We start from the raw sequence: 19,686 nt of genomic DNA, 5'->3' as shown, positions 1-19,686 counted from the left end.
AATGAATAATATCGGAGAAAAGCTGAGAATATTGATCGTCGATGACAACAAGTTCGTGAGGGATCACCTGTGCCGGATATTGGAGGAAAAATATATCTGTGAAACCGCCGGTTCAAAAGATGACGCGCTAAAGAAGTTTAAAATTGCCGAAAAACAACATTATGCCTATGATTTGATTCTTCTGGACAATTATCTCCCGGAACCGGATGCGGGTATCGAGGTGCTTCGTTATGTCAGCGAGAACAACATCGATTCCATCACCCTTATGCTTTCCGAACATACGGAAAGCGAAAGCGACCCCTTTAAAACAGGCATCAAGGCCTTTAAAGCGGGGGCAATCGATTTTCTGCCAAAACCGTTCAAGCGGGAATACCTCGAAACAAAGATCGACAACCTGATAAGCAAAAAAAAACAGGCCCTTGCGATCATACGGATGGCTGAAACTATGGGTGTCGAACGGTTTGAGAATGAGTTGCATAAAATCATGGATGATGACGGTATAGACATGATGACCAAGCTGCGGGTGAAAAAGCTGTCCGGTGAGGTGAAGAACACTATCGGAAACGAGGCGTTTCTTGTCGAACCCCGCGATATCGAGGTCAGTGACAGCCCGGGCAAATCGCATAACAGTATGTGGAACAGAAGGATAAAGAGCATCAAGGACATTCCCGCGGACGCCCAGATTTCCGTCTTTAATGTTCTCGCTTCCCATAAACAGATATATAAAATCAAGTTCGGCAGTTACGGGCCTTCCGGCGTGCAGCATACCTATCGATTGCGGATCAAACCGCCTAAAATCGGTGAAGGAAAACTCTATTGCACCCTCTTCGGGCCGAGTCCCATCAACTGCGCACGGCAGGACCTGATCATTTTTGTCGATGCCGGTTTTGAAGAAAAAGTCAAACGGGACGTGGAGAAAAAACTGGGCGAACAGCAACTCCACGCCTGAGTGATCGGGCGTCCGCTTTTACGGGCAAGACCGGTTCCCGGCAGTCATTCAATTATCGTAGAAACGTCTATCCCCGGTACTGAAAAACGAGCCTGGCATGCGTTCCCTTTCCCGGTTGGGAGGTGAAGGTGAGGGTGCCGCCGTGTTCTTTTACGATATTTGCGGAAACCGCCAGCCCGAGACCCGTTCCTCCCCTATCCCTTTTTGTCGTATAAAAGGGATCGAAAATCCTTTTCAGTGTTTCCCTGTTCATTCCGGAACCTTCGTCTTTGACATTGATGACGATTTCACTGTTTTGGCTGTCGTAGGCCGTGGAAATCATGATTCCCTGTGTTGAATCCTCGAGCGCGTCACAGGCGTTCTGAATAAGGTTGACGAGTACTTGTTCGAGCCGCTGGTAGTTTCCCTTCAGCCGGGGTATGTTGTCCCCATAAGAAACATGAAAGTTTTGCGTGCTTTTTTTGATTTTATTTTCGACAAGGCTAATCGAGGACTGTATGAGGGTATTGATTTCGATTTCTTCCAGGGGAGTACCGACATCCTTGCGCGAGAATTTCCTGAGTTCTTCCACGATAAACTTGATTCTTCTTGAACTCCTTAGTATTCGATTGAAGCTTTCCCCGATTTCCTCTTTCATCTCCGTAACGGAAAGCCCCCCGACGCTTACCTCCTCGAGGGCTTCGCAGTACTCATCGAGAACACTCATGAATCCTTTCCACATTTTCGAACAGGTTTCCGAGGTGATCATGATCGCGTTGTTTGGATTGTTGATTTCATGCGCGACACCGGCGACGAGTGTTCCCAGGGAGATGAGTTTGTCGGCATGGATCAGCTGTTCCTGCTGGACACGTAATTGTTCCTCCGCACGTACGAATTTTTCGTATAGGGCAAAAGCGCAGAGTATGAAGAAAAAAAGTCCGAGGGGGGTGAAAAGGTCCGTGCGAATGATAAAGTTGACGGTAAGTATATCATTGATGATCGTCAGGACGAAGATAATCACTCCCGTCATGATAAAGCCGGCTCCGTCACGTTTCCGTGCGATCGCACGGACAATGATGATGATGATATATACGCACGATATAATGATGACGAATTGGTAACATTTCGTGATGAGATCGAAAAAACGTGAAGGAATGAAAAAAATGGCGATCGACCAGAGAATTCCGATTCCCGAAAGAATCCGAAGGATCAGTTTTTTACATTCCCTCGGGAAAAGAAAATAGATAAAGCAGAGAAATAGCGGAACACCGGCAAAAACGGTGAAGAGTTCCATCCTCGTGCCGATCTGCCAGTTGAAATCCGGTATTAACTGGAAGAGAAACCGCTCCCCGGTGACGAGGACCCTCATCATGATATCCCAGCAGAATAATCCGAAAAAGAGGAGTGAGAGCTCTTTTTTCCCCATCAGAAAAAGCACGATGTGATAAATCCCGATGACGAAGAGAACACCGGAGAGAAAAAGTTCCAGGGCGATCTGTTTGTCGCGTTCGTTCAGAATATCCTGTTCCATTCCGATCATGATACTCTTCCACAAACCGCCGAGTCCCTCATAAAAATTCGAAACCTGGATAATGATTTCGATCTCACCGCTATCACCGGGACGAAACGGGGCCACACGAGGAAGATATTGCGGCCGCATTTCTTCCCTCGTTTTTCCGACACGGCCGTTCCGTAACAGCGGCGTGCCGTCGATCCAGAGACGGTAGGCGGTGCTTGCGTCGAGTACTTTTATTCCCATTCTCTCGAGATGGGACGGAAGGGTGACGATGAGTCTGAATGTTCCATAGCCGAAACACGGAAGGGTATTTCCGTCATACTCGTAATCGTTCCAAAGGCCGGGAACCTTTCCGTATTGTCCGGCATGTGCCCGCCGGTCGGACATGGTAGTGAAATCTTCCCGTTCCAGCAGTTCGTTCCAGTAAAACTCCCACATGCCGTCGAGTTTGACGATTCCCTGGCGATCGAAGTCCCGGTTTGCGAGATCCATCCTGCCGTCGACCGCGCGCGGGAGGCCCCCCTTCCCCCAGAAGATCAGGTCGCATGAACAGAGGAAAAAAAACGAAAACAATAAAAGAAGGAAAAATACTCGTCTCACCGTTCTCTCCGTAAAATGTTTCTCGTTCCGGCCGGCTAGAGGCTTTTTTCAATGTAGCTGCCGATTTCATCTGGGGCGATGATATCGGTACACGTTACTTTTTTTTGCTCGATACCCGAAAGGCACGGATGGACCGGCAGGCCGGTTCGTTCATGAAGAAGTGAAAGGGCCTCGAAGTCATTTTCGACTGTCCGGCCGGTAATCCCGCGGTAGACCGCGACGGGAAACTTGTAGGGATTCGCCGTTGAGGTCAGGACGGCCGGGGTCATGTCGCCGGTTTTTTTCCGATACCCGCAGAGTACATGATAACCAACAGCGGTGTGCGTATCGAGTACATAGGAGTGGTCGTGGTACACCCTGTTGATTGCATCATATGTCCGGTCTTCGGAGGCGAAACCGCCGTAAAAAAGCTTTCGTATGGTATTCAATGCGCCGGGCGTTAATGAAAATGACCCGTCACGTTTAAGCCTCCCGTAATAATCTTCCACGTTGCCCCCGTCACGGCCCGTCAGATCGAATATTAGCCGTTCGAGGTTCGATGAAATAAGAATATCCATCGACGGAGAAACGGTTGAATAAAACGTGCGATTGATATTGTAGGTCCCGGTATTGATAAAATCGGTAAGAATATTGTTCATATTCGAGGCGCAGATCAATCGATTCACGGGTAGACCCATTTTATACGCGTAGTATGCGGCGAGTATGTTGCCGAAATTACCGGTCGGCACGCAGATATTAATGCCGTCTTTCCACCCGATCATTTTCCGTTTGTGCATCGCACGATATGCCCAGAAATAATAGGTAATCTGCGGGACAAGCCGCCCCCAATTAATCGAATTGGCGGATGAAAAAACAATTCCACGCTCCGCCGCGGCCTTGCGCAGGTCCCTGTCCTGAAAGGCATTTTTAACCGAGGTCTGGCAATCATCGAAATTACCGCGTACCCCGACCGCGGCGGTATTTTGTCCTTCCGTGGTCACCATCTGCTGTTTTTGGATACTGCTGACGCCGTCGCTGGGATAGAAGGTGATAATCGTGGTCCCTTCGACATCCCTGAACCCTTCGAGCGCCGCCTTGCCCGTATCGCCCGATGTGGCAACCAGTATCATTACCCTGAGTGATTCCGATTCCTTTCGCATCGCGGCGATAAGAAGCCGCGGCATACATTGAAGTGCGATGTCCTTGAATGCGGCGGTCGGGCCGTGCCAGAGTTCAAGGATTGACGTCGTATCGTCCAGCCGGTAAACCGGCGCGACGTCCGGAGAATTGAAGTTGTTTCCGTATGATGCATCGATAATACCGCGAAGTTCCGGTTCTTCGAAATCAGAAAGATACTGTTTCATGATTTCAAAGGCGCAATCTTTGTAAGAACATGCTTTTTTTACTTGTTCCATATCGATCGCGGGAAAGACCTCCGGAACGAACAATCCACCGTCCGGCACCATCCCGAGCCGGATAACGGTTTTTGACGCTTCCGGTTTCCAGTTGGCCCGCGTACTGATATAACGCATTCGTATATCCCTCTTTCTCGTCCCTTTTTCCGTATTCCCGGACTATTTCTCGCTGTCGGATCGCAGTAATTTCTTCATCCGGTCATCCAGATTACATTGATTTCGGAAATTTTACAATATCCCCTTCCGTGAAAATCCCGCTTCGTAAATGCGATTATCCGGGACCGTCAGTGAAGTATGGAGCACAAGTATTGCCGTATGTATTGAACGGAAAAACGATGCCGGGATATTACAAGCGTTGACGGTTTTTTACGCTCACTTTACGAATGAATCTCGTGATTGTTTTTCAAGCAGTCTGACGATCGTGTTGAAAACGATTTTTTCGTTTATAGGCTTTGGGTAAGCGCTTCGGGCTCCGATCCTCATCAGGGTTTCTATGGATTCGTCCTCATCGTCATCGATTTCGCCTGAAATGACAACCACCGGAATCGCCAATTCGTTTTCGGTCAGCCAGGAGAGAAGATCCCTTCCGTTCTCCTTGCCCAATGCGAGATCGAGGGTAATAATATCGGGCTGAAATTCGATAATCTTTTCCTTCGCTTCGCTGTTCGAGGCGGCAAAAATTATCGTCAATCCGCCGAAAAGGTCCGCGATGATCTTGCGGGGTTCCGGTTCATCGTCGACGATAAGAAGCTTTTTTTCTTTTATTCGTTCAGGCACTTCCCATTTGCCGCGGCTCAACCCATCGGCTGTTTCCCTCGATTCTTCATGATCCGACAATAAATCCAAGACACAATCACAGAGTATTTTTTCATTAACCGGTTTGATGAACACCGCCCGCGCATGCAACCGTTTCAACCCCTCATCGTTCGAGGCCCTCTCCGATCCTGATACGACGATAACGGGTATCTCCTTGCCCTTTCTGCCGATCATTTCGAGCAGAAGTATTTCGCCCTTCTGCAAGCCGAGATCGAGGTCCAGAATGATGATATCGGGTTTTTTATTCGGGTTGTACAGACGATCGCGCGCTTCATCGATTGTCGAAGCGAAACAGATCAGCATACCGATTTTTCGAAACATCTTTCCGAGGGATTCGCGGATATCTTCACTGTCATCGACGATCAGGATATTTTTGTTTTGAATCGCCGAATATCTTCTTCTGTTATCCGGCACCTCCCGTATACTCTGGCCCGCGGAAATATCGGTGAGTGCATCGCCCGGCTTGATTTCTTTTTTGCCGTACTTTTTGAACTTTATGATGACATTGCATCCTTTACCAAAAACCCCGGTTTCCTTTATCACGCCACCGGCTTCTTCGACCCTTTTTTTCACTGTCCGTAATCCGATGCCGTGTTCCGTTTTGGCTTCGGGATCGTCTTCATCCGCCGCTCTTCCTTTGGATGTGAATCCTTCGAAAACGAGTTTTTTCCTGTTTTCGGGAATTCCCGGCCCGTTGTCCCTGAAATGGATGATGTAGTATTGCGTGGAATCCTTGAGTGTCCGAATAAAAACCTCAATCCATATTCTTTTGTCCTGCCTTAAGTTTTCCGGATCGCTTTCTATCAACGCCCTGAGTGAGTTCATGAACAGATTGCGGAGAATATCCTCCTCGAGGATAAAATCATAGATATGTAATCGTACATTTTCGCCTGAGTAATTTTTATATGAAAATCCGATATTATATTGTGCCAGCCAGTCTGCGTACGCGTCCTGGATGTGTCCGAAAATACGTCCCAGATCGGTAAATACCTCCCCGCTCATCGAAATATCTTTTCCCCGCTGGTAGGAAATAATCGCGTAAATATAGTTGAGGATATCGGTCATGTTATCGAAGGCGTTATTCAGTGAATTGTCGATTTTTCTTGAAATCGTATCGAGTTTCCCGAGCATATAATGTCTTATTTTCGGTGTACTCCTTGCTTCGAATCCTGCGGCGATTCGTTTCATCATGGCCTTTATAGCCGGCATGTATTCCGAAACAAGAATACGGGCCGTTTGGGGATTCTCTTTCTTTATCCGGTAGACGAGTTTTTTGGTATACTGCTCGAGCGCCCGTGAAAGGTTGTCCTTGATCAATCGCGGCGTGGTCTTTTTCAAGGTCTTGATCGAACGTTTCAGCAGGACCACGATATCCTTTATTTCATTATTCATCGCCTGCTGAATCATGTGCTTGTTCTTGATGGAATGGGCGATATTGCGCAACCCGGCATCGGTTTCTTCTTCTATCGACTGGACGGCATATTGTGCGTAATCACGCTCGATTTTTGTCTTGATCAACTCCTGCTTTGCCCGTTGTTTTTCCTTTTCTTCCTCGATTTTAATTTTTTTTCTCAGAAGAAAGTCGTTTCTGATGAAATATTCGATGGAAAAAGAAGCGAACATCCCGATGATATTGGATGAGATGAGAAAGAAGTTGTTGTTGAGAAACACCGGAAATTTATCCTGGGAGGCGAGCATGCCATTGAAAAAAACCGCGACAATCTCATAGGAGAAGACGACAAACCAGCTCATTATTGTCGCATTAATGAAACGCAACCGGAAGCCGGTATAAACCGCCATGGTGACAAGAATAAGACCGGCATAATAATACCTGAAACCCGGTTCCGATTCTTTTATCATACCGATCATTGCCACAATACCGATACCGAGTATTGCCGATAAAATACTCAGCAATAATTGTGAATACTTTTTGAACATAACCGCGGACGACATGAACAAATAAATGGTGATGATCGGACATACGATAACGTAGCGGATAAACCATATTTTTTCTTTTGATTGAGGAACAATCCAGATATCCAGAATCCCGAAAACGGCATAGAGGATGATACCGAAAACGAGCGAGACCCGTATGAAAAAAAGGGAGCTTTCCAGAAAATCATTATAGAACTCTTTTTCAAGTTCCTTGTTGAATCCGGTAATGACGTGTTTCAATTCAACCTGTAAGCCGGTTGACTGTTCTTCTTTCACAAATAAAGTCCCCTTTATTAAATCGAATATGTCTCAATCATAATCTATTTTTGTGTTATATGCAAAAAAAGGTTAATGCCGGTTTCTTCGCTCCCGATGGTAATGTCGTGCTGATCTATGCCGCATGAGAGTGCAAGCTCGTTTAGTTGCTGTTGGCTTCTATGATGTAATGTCCATCCGAACATCTCCATGTAATTTCTGGCGGGATTGTTGACTGAAAAATTGCCGATCACGATTTCTCCGTTTTTCTTGACGGCGCCGGCCAGTCGTTGCAGCACGCGCCTGAAAATCCTGTCGCTGAAATAATCGAACACGCCGCCCGCCCAGATAACATCGTATGGCTTGTCGGGGACGAAAAAAAGGATGTTTTCATTGATAAATGTTATATGATCGAGATAAGCGCGGCACAGCCGGTTGGCGTAGTGGATCGCCCGCAGGTCATGATCGACGCAGTCGAACAAAAGAATTTTTCTCCCGAGGTCCCGGGAATTGAACAGGTCATACATGTCCCTGCCCGGGCCGCTGCCGAGATTCAACACATTAACGATGAATTTTTTATTTACATGCGCCATTATGACGTTAATGAAGTATTTTTTTCTGTTGCGAAGCGCTTCGGATGCTTTATGAAAGTGTATGTATTCATCCCATTTCACCAGTTCCCGGCGCGGAGAAAGGTGTTTATTATATATTTTTTCCAGCAGCTCGAAATCTCCGGGATACCCGTACGGCCGTTTCAAGGCGAATCCCTGGATGGTTTCCATGGACGCCGCATCGCCCCAGATATCGTTTATTCGGGACAGTTCTTCCGAACCGATCATCTTTTTCTTCTTGTATTCGACAACCTTGTCCGCCCATGCAGTCAGTTTTCCGTAATCCTCCTTATCCGGTCCCCCCTTTTGAACCAATCCCTGCAGATAATTCATCAAATATTCCATGTGCCTGATCCCCTCTGTCGCCGCCCGCTATGTCATCGAATACCCGCCCCCGTCGTGCCGTCCCGTGTTTCGACAAACAGCGGACCGGTTTGTCCAGTGTGCCGGTGCCACACCGCCGGCTTTTCCGCATGAGGATATCGTGATGATAAATGATGCATAATATACCGTTTGAGTGATATGAAAGAGAGAAATGTCTGGTATTGATACCGAAGCGACCCTCATGTTCATACTTTTTTCTTGAAAACACATACACCTGTTTTTATAATCGACAAACAAACATCAATCGTTAAAAGGATACCCAAAGGATTTTTATATGTCAAGCAATAAATTTTTTTTTTAATGGTGACCGCAAAACATCCCGTACCATTTGGCATATAGAGGACGGTATGCGGTAAAGCGATATTCCCCGAACGGAGGGATATGCGAACGATTCCGCCTGAAACCATGATCGCCTTATTATACGGATATGGCGGGAAGCGCGCGGTCGACAATATTTTAACGGAGGACTTGATTTTTCTTTCAAAGCGATGTTCAATAGTGTTCGGGACAAATGCTCCCAGGAAAGGAAGCGGCAGGTGGAAAGTATTTTATTTGCGATAGTCACCGTGCTGGCATGGGGAACGTGGCTTTCACCGAGTCAGCGGATTTCCTTTAAAAACCAGCAGATCAAGGTTTTTTACGTATCGGTCGCAAATCTGGTTCTGGCCCTTGGTGTCGCACTGGTTCAGGGATTCAGGGAACTTACCGCCGAGACATTCTGGTTTCCGTTCGCGGGAGGCCTCATCTGGGCCTTGAGCGGTTATTTTGCTTTTATCGGGACAAGCAGAATAGGAATGGCCAAAGCCGTCGGCATCTGGGCGCCGATGAATCTTCTCGTTTCAATCGTCTGGGGAATCGTTCTCTTCGGGGAGTTTATTCGATCCGGCTTTTTTATCATCGGTCTTTCCGTACTGGCGGTCCTCACCATCATCAGCGGTATTCTCCTTATCATTTTTGCCAGGGGAAAATCCGGGGGCGAAAAAACGAAAGCCGACAAACGGTTGTATAAAACCGGTTTACTTGGCGCGATCGGGGCGGGTATCCTTTGGGGAACCTATTTCATTCCCATCCAGCTCGGATCGCTATCGATGTGGGTGGCGGCGTTTCCAATGGCGGTCGGTATTTTCGCGGGAAGCACAATCCTGGTTTTACTTACCGGAAAATCAATACTCCTCGATAAACCTTCCCATTATTCCAGAGTAATACTTTCAGGGCTTTTATGGGGAATCGGCAATTATACATCGCTTCGTATGATGGAACTCATCGGGACGGGAAAGGGATTTACCATCGCCCAGCTGAATGTCGCGTTTCATGCGTTTATCGGAATTTTTATTTTCAAGGAAGTCGAGCCGCGGTCAAAAGCGGCCGCGATCACATTGACCGGTATCGCCCTGGCCCTCGCGGGTGCGATTCTATTGGGAAATCTGAAATAAGGGCAAAAAAGCCATTCTTTTATTACCGACATATGTCGTACTGCAAAAAATACCGGCCGGCGCCCCCGGTCGGAAACCGGGCATGAGATGCGTCCACGCGCCGGACATCCATGCTTGACCAGGCGGCTCGTTTGAGGCTATACTTTTTATAAATAGGTCGAAGACCGGTATGCGCCGGCCGCCCCGGAAAGGCATTTTCGTGAGAAAAAATACACTGCTGAATCTCGCATTTCTTTCACTTGTTTTTTTCCTGCTTTTGATCTTTATGACCCTGACCGCCATGGAGGATAGTGTGGGAAGCGATAAAGAACTCCTGCAACCCGCTTACTGGAACCAGGAAGAATATGATCGGGCGCTGCATGCGATAGACCAGCCCCGCGATCTTACCCTGCAATTAACGGTGACCAATGGGGGGAAGCCTTCGGCAGGACTTCCCTTTGAAATTGTCACCGGAGATGAGGTTTCTTCCGGGGAGATACTCGATGCCGCCGGATATTTCCGAAAAAAGGTACGCTATCATCACAGCTTTATCGAAACGGTTTTTGACAACCGGATCATTCCATCTTCATCCCGTATCGACAGCACAACATACAGCTGGTATTATCCCGGTGAATGGTTTTCTTCCTTAATATATACGGTCGATTTCTCGCTTTTTTCGGTAAAAGAAAGGATGTCCGCGGGAAAGGAAGAAATGGAGTACGCTTTTTCCTATCCTGCCGGATGGAAGGAAAAAAACGCCGGGGTGTCGTTCGGGAGTCTCTACGGCATGAGTTCGGACGCGGCGGCTGAACCCGGCGGCAGAAAGGATACCGAGGCGCGTATCATACGCGAAGAAAAGGGAGTGTGCCGGGTCATCCTTCATATGAATGATTTTTTTCGCAAGTGGAACGACAATTACTCCACACCGTACAAAGCGGGGGACGCCTATCGGGTAACCATCGGTCTGACACTCATGCCGCCCGGCGATTTTTTCACGACAGCCCCTTCGGACAGATTAGATCCCGCCTTTGTCCCGAAGCGGTACGGCGGGGAAGTCGAGGCTACGGACGGCGATCCCTTTCTTTCCGTTCCTTCCATTGTGCCGGAAGAAAAAATCCGGATCGAAATTACGCGGGACATCCGCCTGACCGCTGAAATGTTGGCGGGGTATCAAAAACAGGGAAAGGGGGAGTGACGGAACATGGGTGATTGCCGGTTACAGGTAGCGCTCGATTTTGTCGATCTCAACAGGGCCCTCGATGCCGCGGCCCAAGCCGTCGAAGGGGGCGCGGATTACATCGAAGCCGGAACCCCGCTTATCAAGTCCGAAGGACTCGAGGCAGTGAGAAAGCTGAAGAGTATCTTTCCCGACAGGACCATTATCGCCGACATGAAAACCATGGACGCGGGCAAGATCGAGACGGAGGCCGCGGCAAAGGCCGGCGCGGGGATTATCACCGTGCTCGGGACCGCCGCCGAATCGACGATCCGGGAATGCGTGGAAGCGGGGCGTCACTACGGCATCAGGGTGGCCGTGGACCTCCTGGGGGTCGATGACCCGCTCGCGCTGCTGCCGCGGCTCAAAGAACTCGGGGCCGCATGGGTTGACGTCCACTGCGCTATCGACGCGCAGATGGAGGGCAAAGACCCCTTCGGCCTTTTGAAGCAGGTACGGCGCAAGACCGATTTGATCCTGGCGGTCGCGGGCGGCATCAACAGCGAAACCGCAGCCCTTGCCGTGGAAGCGGGGGCCGACGTGGTGATCGTGGGCGGCGCCATCACAAAGGCGATCGATGTAAAACGGGCCGCCTCCGATATCAGGCGGGCGATCGATACCGCAACACCCGTCAAAACGGAACTCTTCCGCAGGGTGACGTCAAAGGAACTCCGGAAGATCCTCTCCGTGGTAAGGACCAGCAATATTTCGGACGGAAGCCACAGGAAACCGTGCCTCGAGGGGATACGGCCCCTTATTCAGGGGCTTCAGGTATGCGGGCCCGCCGTGACGGTAAGAACGATGCCGGGCGACTGGGCAAAACCGGTCGAGGCGATCGATGCGGCGAAAAAAGGCGATATTATCGTCATCGATGCCTGCGGCATGGCACCGGCGATCTGGGGGGAACTCGCGACGGAAAGCGCGAAGAACAAGGGGATCGCGGGCCTCGTGGTGAACGGGGCGGTGCGGGATACGGCCGATATCAGAAAACTCGGATTTCCCGTCTGGACAAAGCTCGTTACATCCCATGCCGGCGACCCGCACGGTATGGGGGAAATCAATGTGCCGATCGTCATTTCGAATCAGAAGATCGAACCCGGGGACTGGATCGCCGCCGACGACGACGGGGTCATCGTCCTCGAAAAGGACCGCGTCGTCGAAATGGCGAACAGGGCCTCGGACGTGCTCGAAGCGGAAAACCGTATCCGCCAGGAGATCAGGGAAAACAATTCGACCCTGGCCAAGGTCGTCAGTCTGCGGAAATGGGAAAAAAAAGGCGTGGGGGGCGCGATCGGATAGCCGGAAAAGCTAAAATGGCCGGAAAACTCCGGCGATCCGGTCACAATGCCGTCCGGAAGAAGGGAAAAATCCCTTTTCCCGTGCGGTCACTCACTTTATTTTTGTTTTTTATTGTGCTAAAAAGAGAAGATAAAAATCATGTACTTTTGTTGTTTTTCGTAAAAAGATGGGGTATTTTTTAAAAGGGGTATAAGTTTTCGAAAGAAGGGCGGGTAAACCGATTCGGCAGAAATTACGCTATAAACTCATCCTTATACTCATATGTTTTTTGGGTCAGACGGTTTTTCTTTCCGCGCAAAGCGGCTGGTACGATCCTGCCTGGAAATACCGGCAGGAGATTACCATTGACAGCGCTTCATTAGGTATGGGAGGGAACCTTTCCGCATTTCCTTTCCTTATTAAAATAACCGGTGCAAACAATCTTTTCACATCGGCACAATCCGACGGCGACGACATCCTTTTTACCACTTCGGACGGGACAACGAAAATCCCCCATGAAATCGAGTATTACGAGGACACGGGCTCAACCGAACTCGATGCTTGGGTAAAGGTGCAGACACTCTATGCCGGGTCCGATACGGTCATCTATATGTATTACGGTAATTCCGCCGCCTCGAACCAGGAGGATGCCGAAAATGTCTGGGATTCGGATTACGCCGGGGTCTGGCACCTGAACGAGGCCGCAACGGACGACGAGACGACCGCGATCCATTACGATTCCACGGCCAACCAGTCGCACGGAAGCCAGCACGGAAACGGGACCCTTCAGGCCGGGAAAATCGCGCAGGCACAGGAGTTTGACGGAAGCGATGAAAATGTCGACGATTATATCGACGTGAATAATTTCGACACGAACAGTTGGTCCGCCCTGACCGTGGAGGTATGGTACAACTGGTCGGGGAATTACGATTCGGAAGACGGTTCTACCTATTTCCGCCTTATATGCAAAGCAAATGGTACCTCTGGAGATGATACCCTCTTTACGCTTTTCAAGCTGAATGATCCTCTCCGCGGCCAGGTCCATTACAACAGTACGGTGTATGGCCGGGACGGGGCCAACATGACGGCTGGAGGATGGCATTACGCCGTTCTATTATGGGACGGAGTTGCCCAAGAGTTATCTGTGTATATGGACGGGAGTTCGTATGGCCCGGAAGCAACGGCGGCGGGACCTCTTCCCGATTCACCCGCGGACCAGAACCTCCTTTTTGGGGATGCGAATGCCATTGACCCTGACAGGTCGTTTATGGGCAGCCTCGACGAGATACGGATTTCACATTCAAGAAGGTCGAATGCATGGCTGGCCGCCACCTATAATAATCAGAACAATCCATCCTCCTACTGCACCTTCCGTGAGGAAATAGTTATCTCCGGCACCGTGTATACCGGCGAGGGGACGTCACCCGTCGGGGCGGGAAAAACCGTGGCACTTTCCGTCAATGGCGGCACCGTTGCCGGAACAAGCCTCTTCAGCGGCGATACTGATTCGAACGGGATGTACGAACTGATCGTTCCCACGGCCAATATCGCCGCCGGAAACGCGATTCTTCTTTTTATCGACGGGGAAACGGAAAAAGGGGCGACGGTCAGTGTCACCGATGGCGGAAACCTCGCGGGAATGGATATCTATCAAAACCATGTTATCGTGCGTCACGATAACGGCGGCTCCATGTCCAACACTATTATGGCCGCCGCGCACAACGGGGACACGGACATTCCGTATTCACAGGCAACCCCGGCGGTCACGACGAACGACGGGACAGCCTTTTACGTGCCGGCCGGCCAAACCTTTCAGCAGAACGGAAACCTCTCCGCGGGGAGTTCGGCGGCGGCGAACGTGAAGATTCAGGGCACCTTCAACGCGGCGAATACCCTTCATGTGCGGGGAAATGTCACGGGAAGCGGCACCCTGAACGGCGGGACCGCGGCCATCGATATCGACGGCGCCTTCGGTATTACCGCTTATAACGCGACAACGGGGACCACCTCGGTCGGCGGTGATTGGACCGTGGGGGGGTTCACCCACAATTCGGGGACGGTGGCGTTCGACGGGACGGGTGTCGTGGCTTCCGAAAGTTTTTCGACCCTCAGGCTTAACGGCGGAACCCGTACGGCGACGGGCGCACTTACGATAACCGCCGGGTTGATACTTGCTTCGGGAAGCTTTTCTCCCGGAACATACAATCACGCTGTCGCCGGAAACTGGAACGATTCGGCCGTCACCTTCATCCCGCCCGCCGGAACCATTACCCTCACCTCGACGAATGCACAGATAACCCAGGGGGGGACAAACAATTTCCACAATCTCGCCGTCTCTGACGGCGCGGCGCTTTTAAGCAGTATCAATGTCGACGGCGACCTCGCCATTTCCTCGGGGGACCTCGACGATAACGGCTATGACATCACCATCATCGGCAGCTGGAACAATGCCGGCGCCTTTACCGCGGAAACCGGGTGCGCCGTCTATTTTCTCGACAATACGGTGACGAGTACCATTACCGGCGACAATACCTTCGACGAGTTTTACTGCAACGCGGCGGGGAAAATTCTCGAATTCGAAGCGGGCAGTCTCCAGACGATCAACGTCCGTTTCGATATCGGCGTCGCGAACGGACTGCTTACCACCCTGAAAAGCACGATCCCGGGAATACAATGGCGGATCGATTCCGGGGGAGCCAATAACGTCAATGACGTTATCGTGTCCGACAGCGACGCAAGTCCGGGCCCGGCGATTACCGCCACCAATAGCGTCGACGAAGGGAACAACCTCAACTGGATCATCAATCCGGACGATGACGACTATCTCTGGCAGGGCGGCGATCTCGGCGACCCGGACAACTGGCAGGTCGCAGCGAACTGGGACAAGAACGCGGTGCCGGGCGGCCTGGCCAGCGACAGGGCGGTGATTCCCGCAAGCGCTTCCGTCATGCCGGTACTCACCAAGAATCTCGATACACCTGCCCCTGGCGATACCGCAAAAATATTCATCAATGACGGGGCGATCCTTGACACGAACGGATTTGATATCATCAATCCGCCGGTTTTCGAGTTCGAGAATTTCGGAATCATCAGAAAAAGAACGGGTGATACCATCACGTTGAGCGATACGAACTCGGGCACCGTCGTCTATTACGACGCGTCGGGCGGCGCGATACAGGACTACGGGGCGACGGATTACTATAACCTCGGTTTCGACGGCTCCGGGCAGACCTTTACCCTCGGCGCGAATCTCGTCGTCGCGGGCGATCTCGAGATAACGGCGGGGACCTTCGATCCCGGCGCGTACTCCGTCACCGTATACGGGGACCTCGTCATCCGGGCGGGGGGGGCCATGGATGCGGGGAGCGGCACACTGACCGTCGGCGGTGACGTGTACGGAACGGGTATCCTCAGGGGCGAATCCGCCTCGATCGACGTGACGGGGGATTTCGGCGTCCAGACATATAGCGCGTCAACGGGAACGACGACGATAGGCGGGGAGTGGGGCGTCACGAGTTTCAGCCATAATACCGGTACCGTCAGTTTCGATGCCGGAGGGACGGTACCGGCAATAACCTTCTACAACCTCGGGGTAAGCGCCGGAACCAGGACCGCTTCGGGAAACCTGACGGTACAGGGGAACCTCACGATAAACAACCCAGGCAGCCTTTCCATGTCCGGCCATAATCTCGCGGTCGCGGGGAATCTCGGAGGCACGGGCACGCTCGCCGGCGGCTCGGGCACAATCGATGTGAACGGGAGTTTGGGGGTTGCGAATTACACCGCGACATCGGGATACACCTACGCGGGGGGGAACTGGAATGTCACCGGAAGCTTTGTCCCGGGAACCGGGACCGTGATCTGCGACGGCGCCGGAACCCTCGGCGTCAACACCACCTTTTTCAACCTCACGATTCCTTCCGGCGCTTCGTTCGATACGGGCGGGAACAGTCTCGATATATCGAACACCTTCGAGGTTCAGGGCATCCTCTATCGACGGGGCGGGGATACGGTGAACAGAATCGATACCGATTCGGGAACCGTCACCTACCGCACGTCGGGCGGAAACATACAGACATATACGGGGAATGATTACTATAACCTCACCATCGATGAAGCGGGGCAGACCTTCAGCCTTCCCGCCGGTATCGGTGTCGCGAACAACCTCGCCATATCGAACGGAACCCTCAACCCGAACAACCATACCATAACAGTCGGCGGCAGCTGGAGCAACGCGGTCGGCGCGGTTGGTTTCACTTACGGTACGAGCACCGTCACCTTTACCGACGCGTCCCGGATCAGCGTCGTTTCGGGGACGACGACCTTTTCGAACCTCACCTGTTCGACGCCGTCCAAAACGATCCGGTTTGAGTCCGGCACCTCGCAGACGATCACGGACAGCTTTGTCATCCAGGGCGAACTGGGGGGATACGTGACCCTGGAAGGGACCTCGGCCGCGACGTGGACCCTGGTCAACAGTACCGCGGCGGGAACGGCGGATTACGCGGCGATTCAGTACAGTACGGTCAGCGCGCCTTCGTTTACGGCGAGTAATTCGATGGACAATGGCAACAATAATGCGAACTGGATCTTTTCCGGCACCGTGTACCGGTGGGTGAGTTCGGGAAGTACGTCGTGGACGACTGCGGCAAACTGGAGTCCTTCGACCGGCTATCCCCAGACAAACGATACCGCGATCATTCAGGCGACCGGCGCGGCGCCGGCGTTAGCGGCGAATCGTACGGTGACGAATCTCGAAATCCGGGAAGGCGCGGCATTGGATATTGCCGGATACACCCTCACGATCAACGGAAGCTTCGAAAACCGGGGGACCCTCAGGCGCTACAGAACGGCCAGTTCGATCGAAAACAAATGCACGAAAACCGATACGGACTCGGGAACCGTACAATACATATCCGGCGGGGCGGGGACGATGATACAGGATTACGGTTCCCCCGATTATTACAACCTCATCCTGGACATTGGCGGTTCGGTTACCGTGCAGCGCTCCCTTACCGTCACTGGCGATTTCGGGTTCACCTCCGGGACGACGGTGAATGCGGGCACGAACTTCATCGCTGTGGGCGGAAACTGGACGAACGGCGGCGGGACATTAAATCATTCCAGTACCGTCTACTTCAACGATGACACAAGGACATCGACGATCTCGGGCAATACGACGTTCAACAACCTCTCCTGTACGTCACCGGGCAAGACGATCCTTTTCGAGGGGACTTCGACGCAGGCGGTAAACGGCACCTTCACCATCCAGGGGGCCGTCGGCGACTATGTCATCCTCGACAGCACTGACGCGAATCAGTGGATCATCAACACGGTGAATGCCGATGTCGACTATGCACGCGTGCAGGACAGCGACATCACCAACGCCACCGTCATTACGGCGGATTCGAGTATCGACGACGGCAACAACGATACGGAAAGCGGCGTCGATGCGGGCCGGTGGAGTTTCCCCGGCGGGACGACCTTTTTTACGTGGACGGGAAGCGGGGGCGACCAGAACTGGGACAATACCGGCAACTGGTCGGGCGGTGTCGACTATCCGCAGGCGGGCGATACGGCGGTCATCCCGGCCACGGGAAACCCGCCCGTCATGAACGCGGATGTCACGGTCGAAACCCTCACCATCCAGGCGGGCGGGAGCCTCGATACGGACGGATATTCCCTGACCGTTACGGGGGACTTCGATAACGAAGGAACCCTTTATCGTCAGGGCGGGGACTACGTCAGCCATACGGACACCGATTCCGGATTGACCATCTACAGGACCACAGGCGGTACGATCCAGGATTACGGAAGCACGGGCTACGATTATTACGACCTCACGATCGACGGGGCGTCCTTCACCCTCACCGGGAACCTCGGTGTGGCGGGCGACCTCGCATTTTCCGGAAGCGGAACGCTCGAGCAGGGCGGTTATTCGATAACGGCGGCCGGGGACGTAACGGGAACCGGAACGCTTTCGGGGGGGACGGGGACGATCGACGTGAACGGGAACATATCGGTCTCGACAATGACGGGGACGACCGGTGTCGCCTCCATTGCCGGTGACTGGAACGTGGGCGCGTTCACCCATAACGGCGGGACGGTGCGCTTCGACGGAAGCGGCACCCTCACGCCGGGTACCGGGGATTTCTGGAACCTCGAAAACCAGACCGGGACGAGAACATTGTCAGGGACAGTAACGGCCGCGAACAACCTCGCGATTTCGGGGGGGACGCTCGATGCCGCGGGCAACACGATCAATGTCGGGGGTGACTGGACCAACAACGGGACCTTTACCCACGGCAACAATACCGTCATATTTATCGATGAAAACAAGCCCTCGGCGATTACCGGTACGACGGGCTTCTACAATTTTACCTGTTCGACGCCCGGGAAAACGCTCAGCTTCGGCGCGAACGAAACACAGACAATCCAGAATAATTTCGTCATTCAGGGGGCGGCGGGTGACCTCATCGTGCTCGAAAGCACATCCGGACCGACCAGGTGGAATATTTTAAATACCCTGAACACGGAAAATGTCGATTTCGCCGATATACGGGATTCGGACAATACGGGCGGAGACACAATAACGGCCGATGACAGTATCGGCAACGGGAACAACATCAACTGGACGATCAACCAGACCTTTTTTACCTGGGTCGGCGGTACGGGCGGAGCACTCACGTCATGGAACACCGGTACCAACTGGTTCCCGCAGGTAGTGCCCGGCGCGGGCGGTACCGTCGTCATTCCGTTCGGCCCCGCGTATATGCCGGTCATCGATACGACCCCGGTTACGGTCGAAAACATCACCATCGAAGCCGGGGCCTCGCTCGATACGGGAGGCAACACGCTGACGATCAACAGTACGTTCCAGAACGAAGGGACCCTGTACCGGAGGGGCGGGGACGCGGTCAGCCGGACGGACGCGGATTCGGGCGCCGTCGTCTACGGGACGGCGGGCGGCGGCATCCAGACCTACGCCGGGCCTGATTATTACGATCTCCAGATCAACGGCGCCTCGCAGACCTTTACCCTGGCCGCTTCCTGTGAAGTGGCGAACGACATCGACATCATCGCGGGAACATTATCCGCTTCGGGGAACACCATCACCCTTTCGGGCGACTGGACCGTCTCGTCTTCGGCCTTATACACGGCGGGCGGCGGCGCGGTCGTCTTCGACAGCGCGGCAGGACAGAGCTGCGTCACGGGCGGTTCTGAGTTCGCGAATCTCACGAAACAGGGCGGCTCGAGGCTGACGGTCGCCTCCTACAACTGCACGGTGTCCGGCACCCTGACGATCGGAACGGCCGCGGATATCGTCGACATGACCAACCG

The 19,686-nt window shown here is 52.4% G+C and carries 9 protein-coding genes; 5 read left to right on the top strand and 4 right to left on the bottom strand.

The window, feature by feature from the left end:
- Position 1: 1 nt before the first annotated feature.
- Positions 2-949, top strand: a complete 948-nt coding sequence (locus JW881_14090) for a response regulator (GenBank protein MBN1698641.1) — start codon at positions 2-4, stop codon at positions 947-949.
- Positions 950-1,016: 67 nt separating this feature from the next.
- On the opposite strand, the gene JW881_14085 is transcribed toward JW881_14090, so the two are convergent.
- The 4 genes from JW881_14085 to JW881_14070 all read right to left on the bottom strand — a co-directional run bounded on the left by JW881_14085 (position 1,017) and on the right by JW881_14070 (position 8,400).
- Positions 1,017-3,044, bottom strand: coding sequence for an ATP-binding protein (locus JW881_14085; protein ID MBN1698640.1), 2,028 nt, complete (start codon positions 3,042-3,044; stop codon positions 1,017-1,019).
- Positions 3,045-3,079: 35 nt separating this feature from the next.
- A complete protein-coding gene (locus JW881_14080) occupies positions 3,080-4,555 on the bottom strand; it encodes a threonine synthase (GenBank protein MBN1698639.1) in 1,476 nt (491 codons plus the stop codon).
- Between the two features lie 255 nt (positions 4,556-4,810).
- Positions 4,811-7,465, bottom strand: a complete 2,655-nt coding sequence (locus tag JW881_14075) for a response regulator (protein MBN1698638.1) — start codon at positions 7,463-7,465, stop codon at positions 4,811-4,813.
- Between the two features lie 44 nt (positions 7,466-7,509).
- The gene (locus JW881_14070; GenBank protein ID MBN1698637.1) at positions 7,510-8,400 is read right to left on the bottom strand and encodes a class I SAM-dependent methyltransferase; all 891 of its coding nucleotides are present in this window, start codon (positions 8,398-8,400) and stop codon (positions 7,510-7,512) included.
- 575 nt (positions 8,401-8,975) lie between these two features.
- On the opposite strand from JW881_14070, the gene JW881_14065 reads away from it, so the two are divergent.
- The 4 genes from JW881_14065 to JW881_14050 all read left to right on the top strand — a co-directional run.
- A complete protein-coding gene (locus JW881_14065; protein ID MBN1698636.1) occupies positions 8,976-9,872 on the top strand; it encodes a hypothetical protein in 897 nt (298 codons plus the stop codon).
- A 199-nt stretch (positions 9,873-10,071) separates the two neighbouring features.
- Complete coding sequence (locus tag JW881_14060) at positions 10,072-11,046, top strand: hypothetical protein (protein MBN1698635.1); 975 nt, start codon at positions 10,072-10,074, stop codon at positions 11,044-11,046.
- Positions 11,047-11,052: 6 nt separating this feature from the next.
- Complete coding sequence (locus JW881_14055; protein ID MBN1698634.1) at positions 11,053-12,366, top strand: orotidine 5'-phosphate decarboxylase; 1,314 nt, start codon at positions 11,053-11,055, stop codon at positions 12,364-12,366.
- A gap of 268 nt (positions 12,367-12,634) precedes the next feature.
- Positions 12,635-19,686 (top strand): DUF2341 domain-containing protein (locus tag JW881_14050; protein ID MBN1698633.1); only part of this gene is annotated, 7,052 nt, incomplete at its 3' end.

The organism is Spirochaetales bacterium (assembly GCA_016930085.1).
Taxonomy (GTDB): Bacteria; Spirochaetota; Spirochaetia; order SZUA-6; family JAFGRV01; genus JAFGHO01.
Note: the sequence above shows the minus strand (reverse complement) of the source record. Positions and strands in the feature narration are given on the sequence as shown.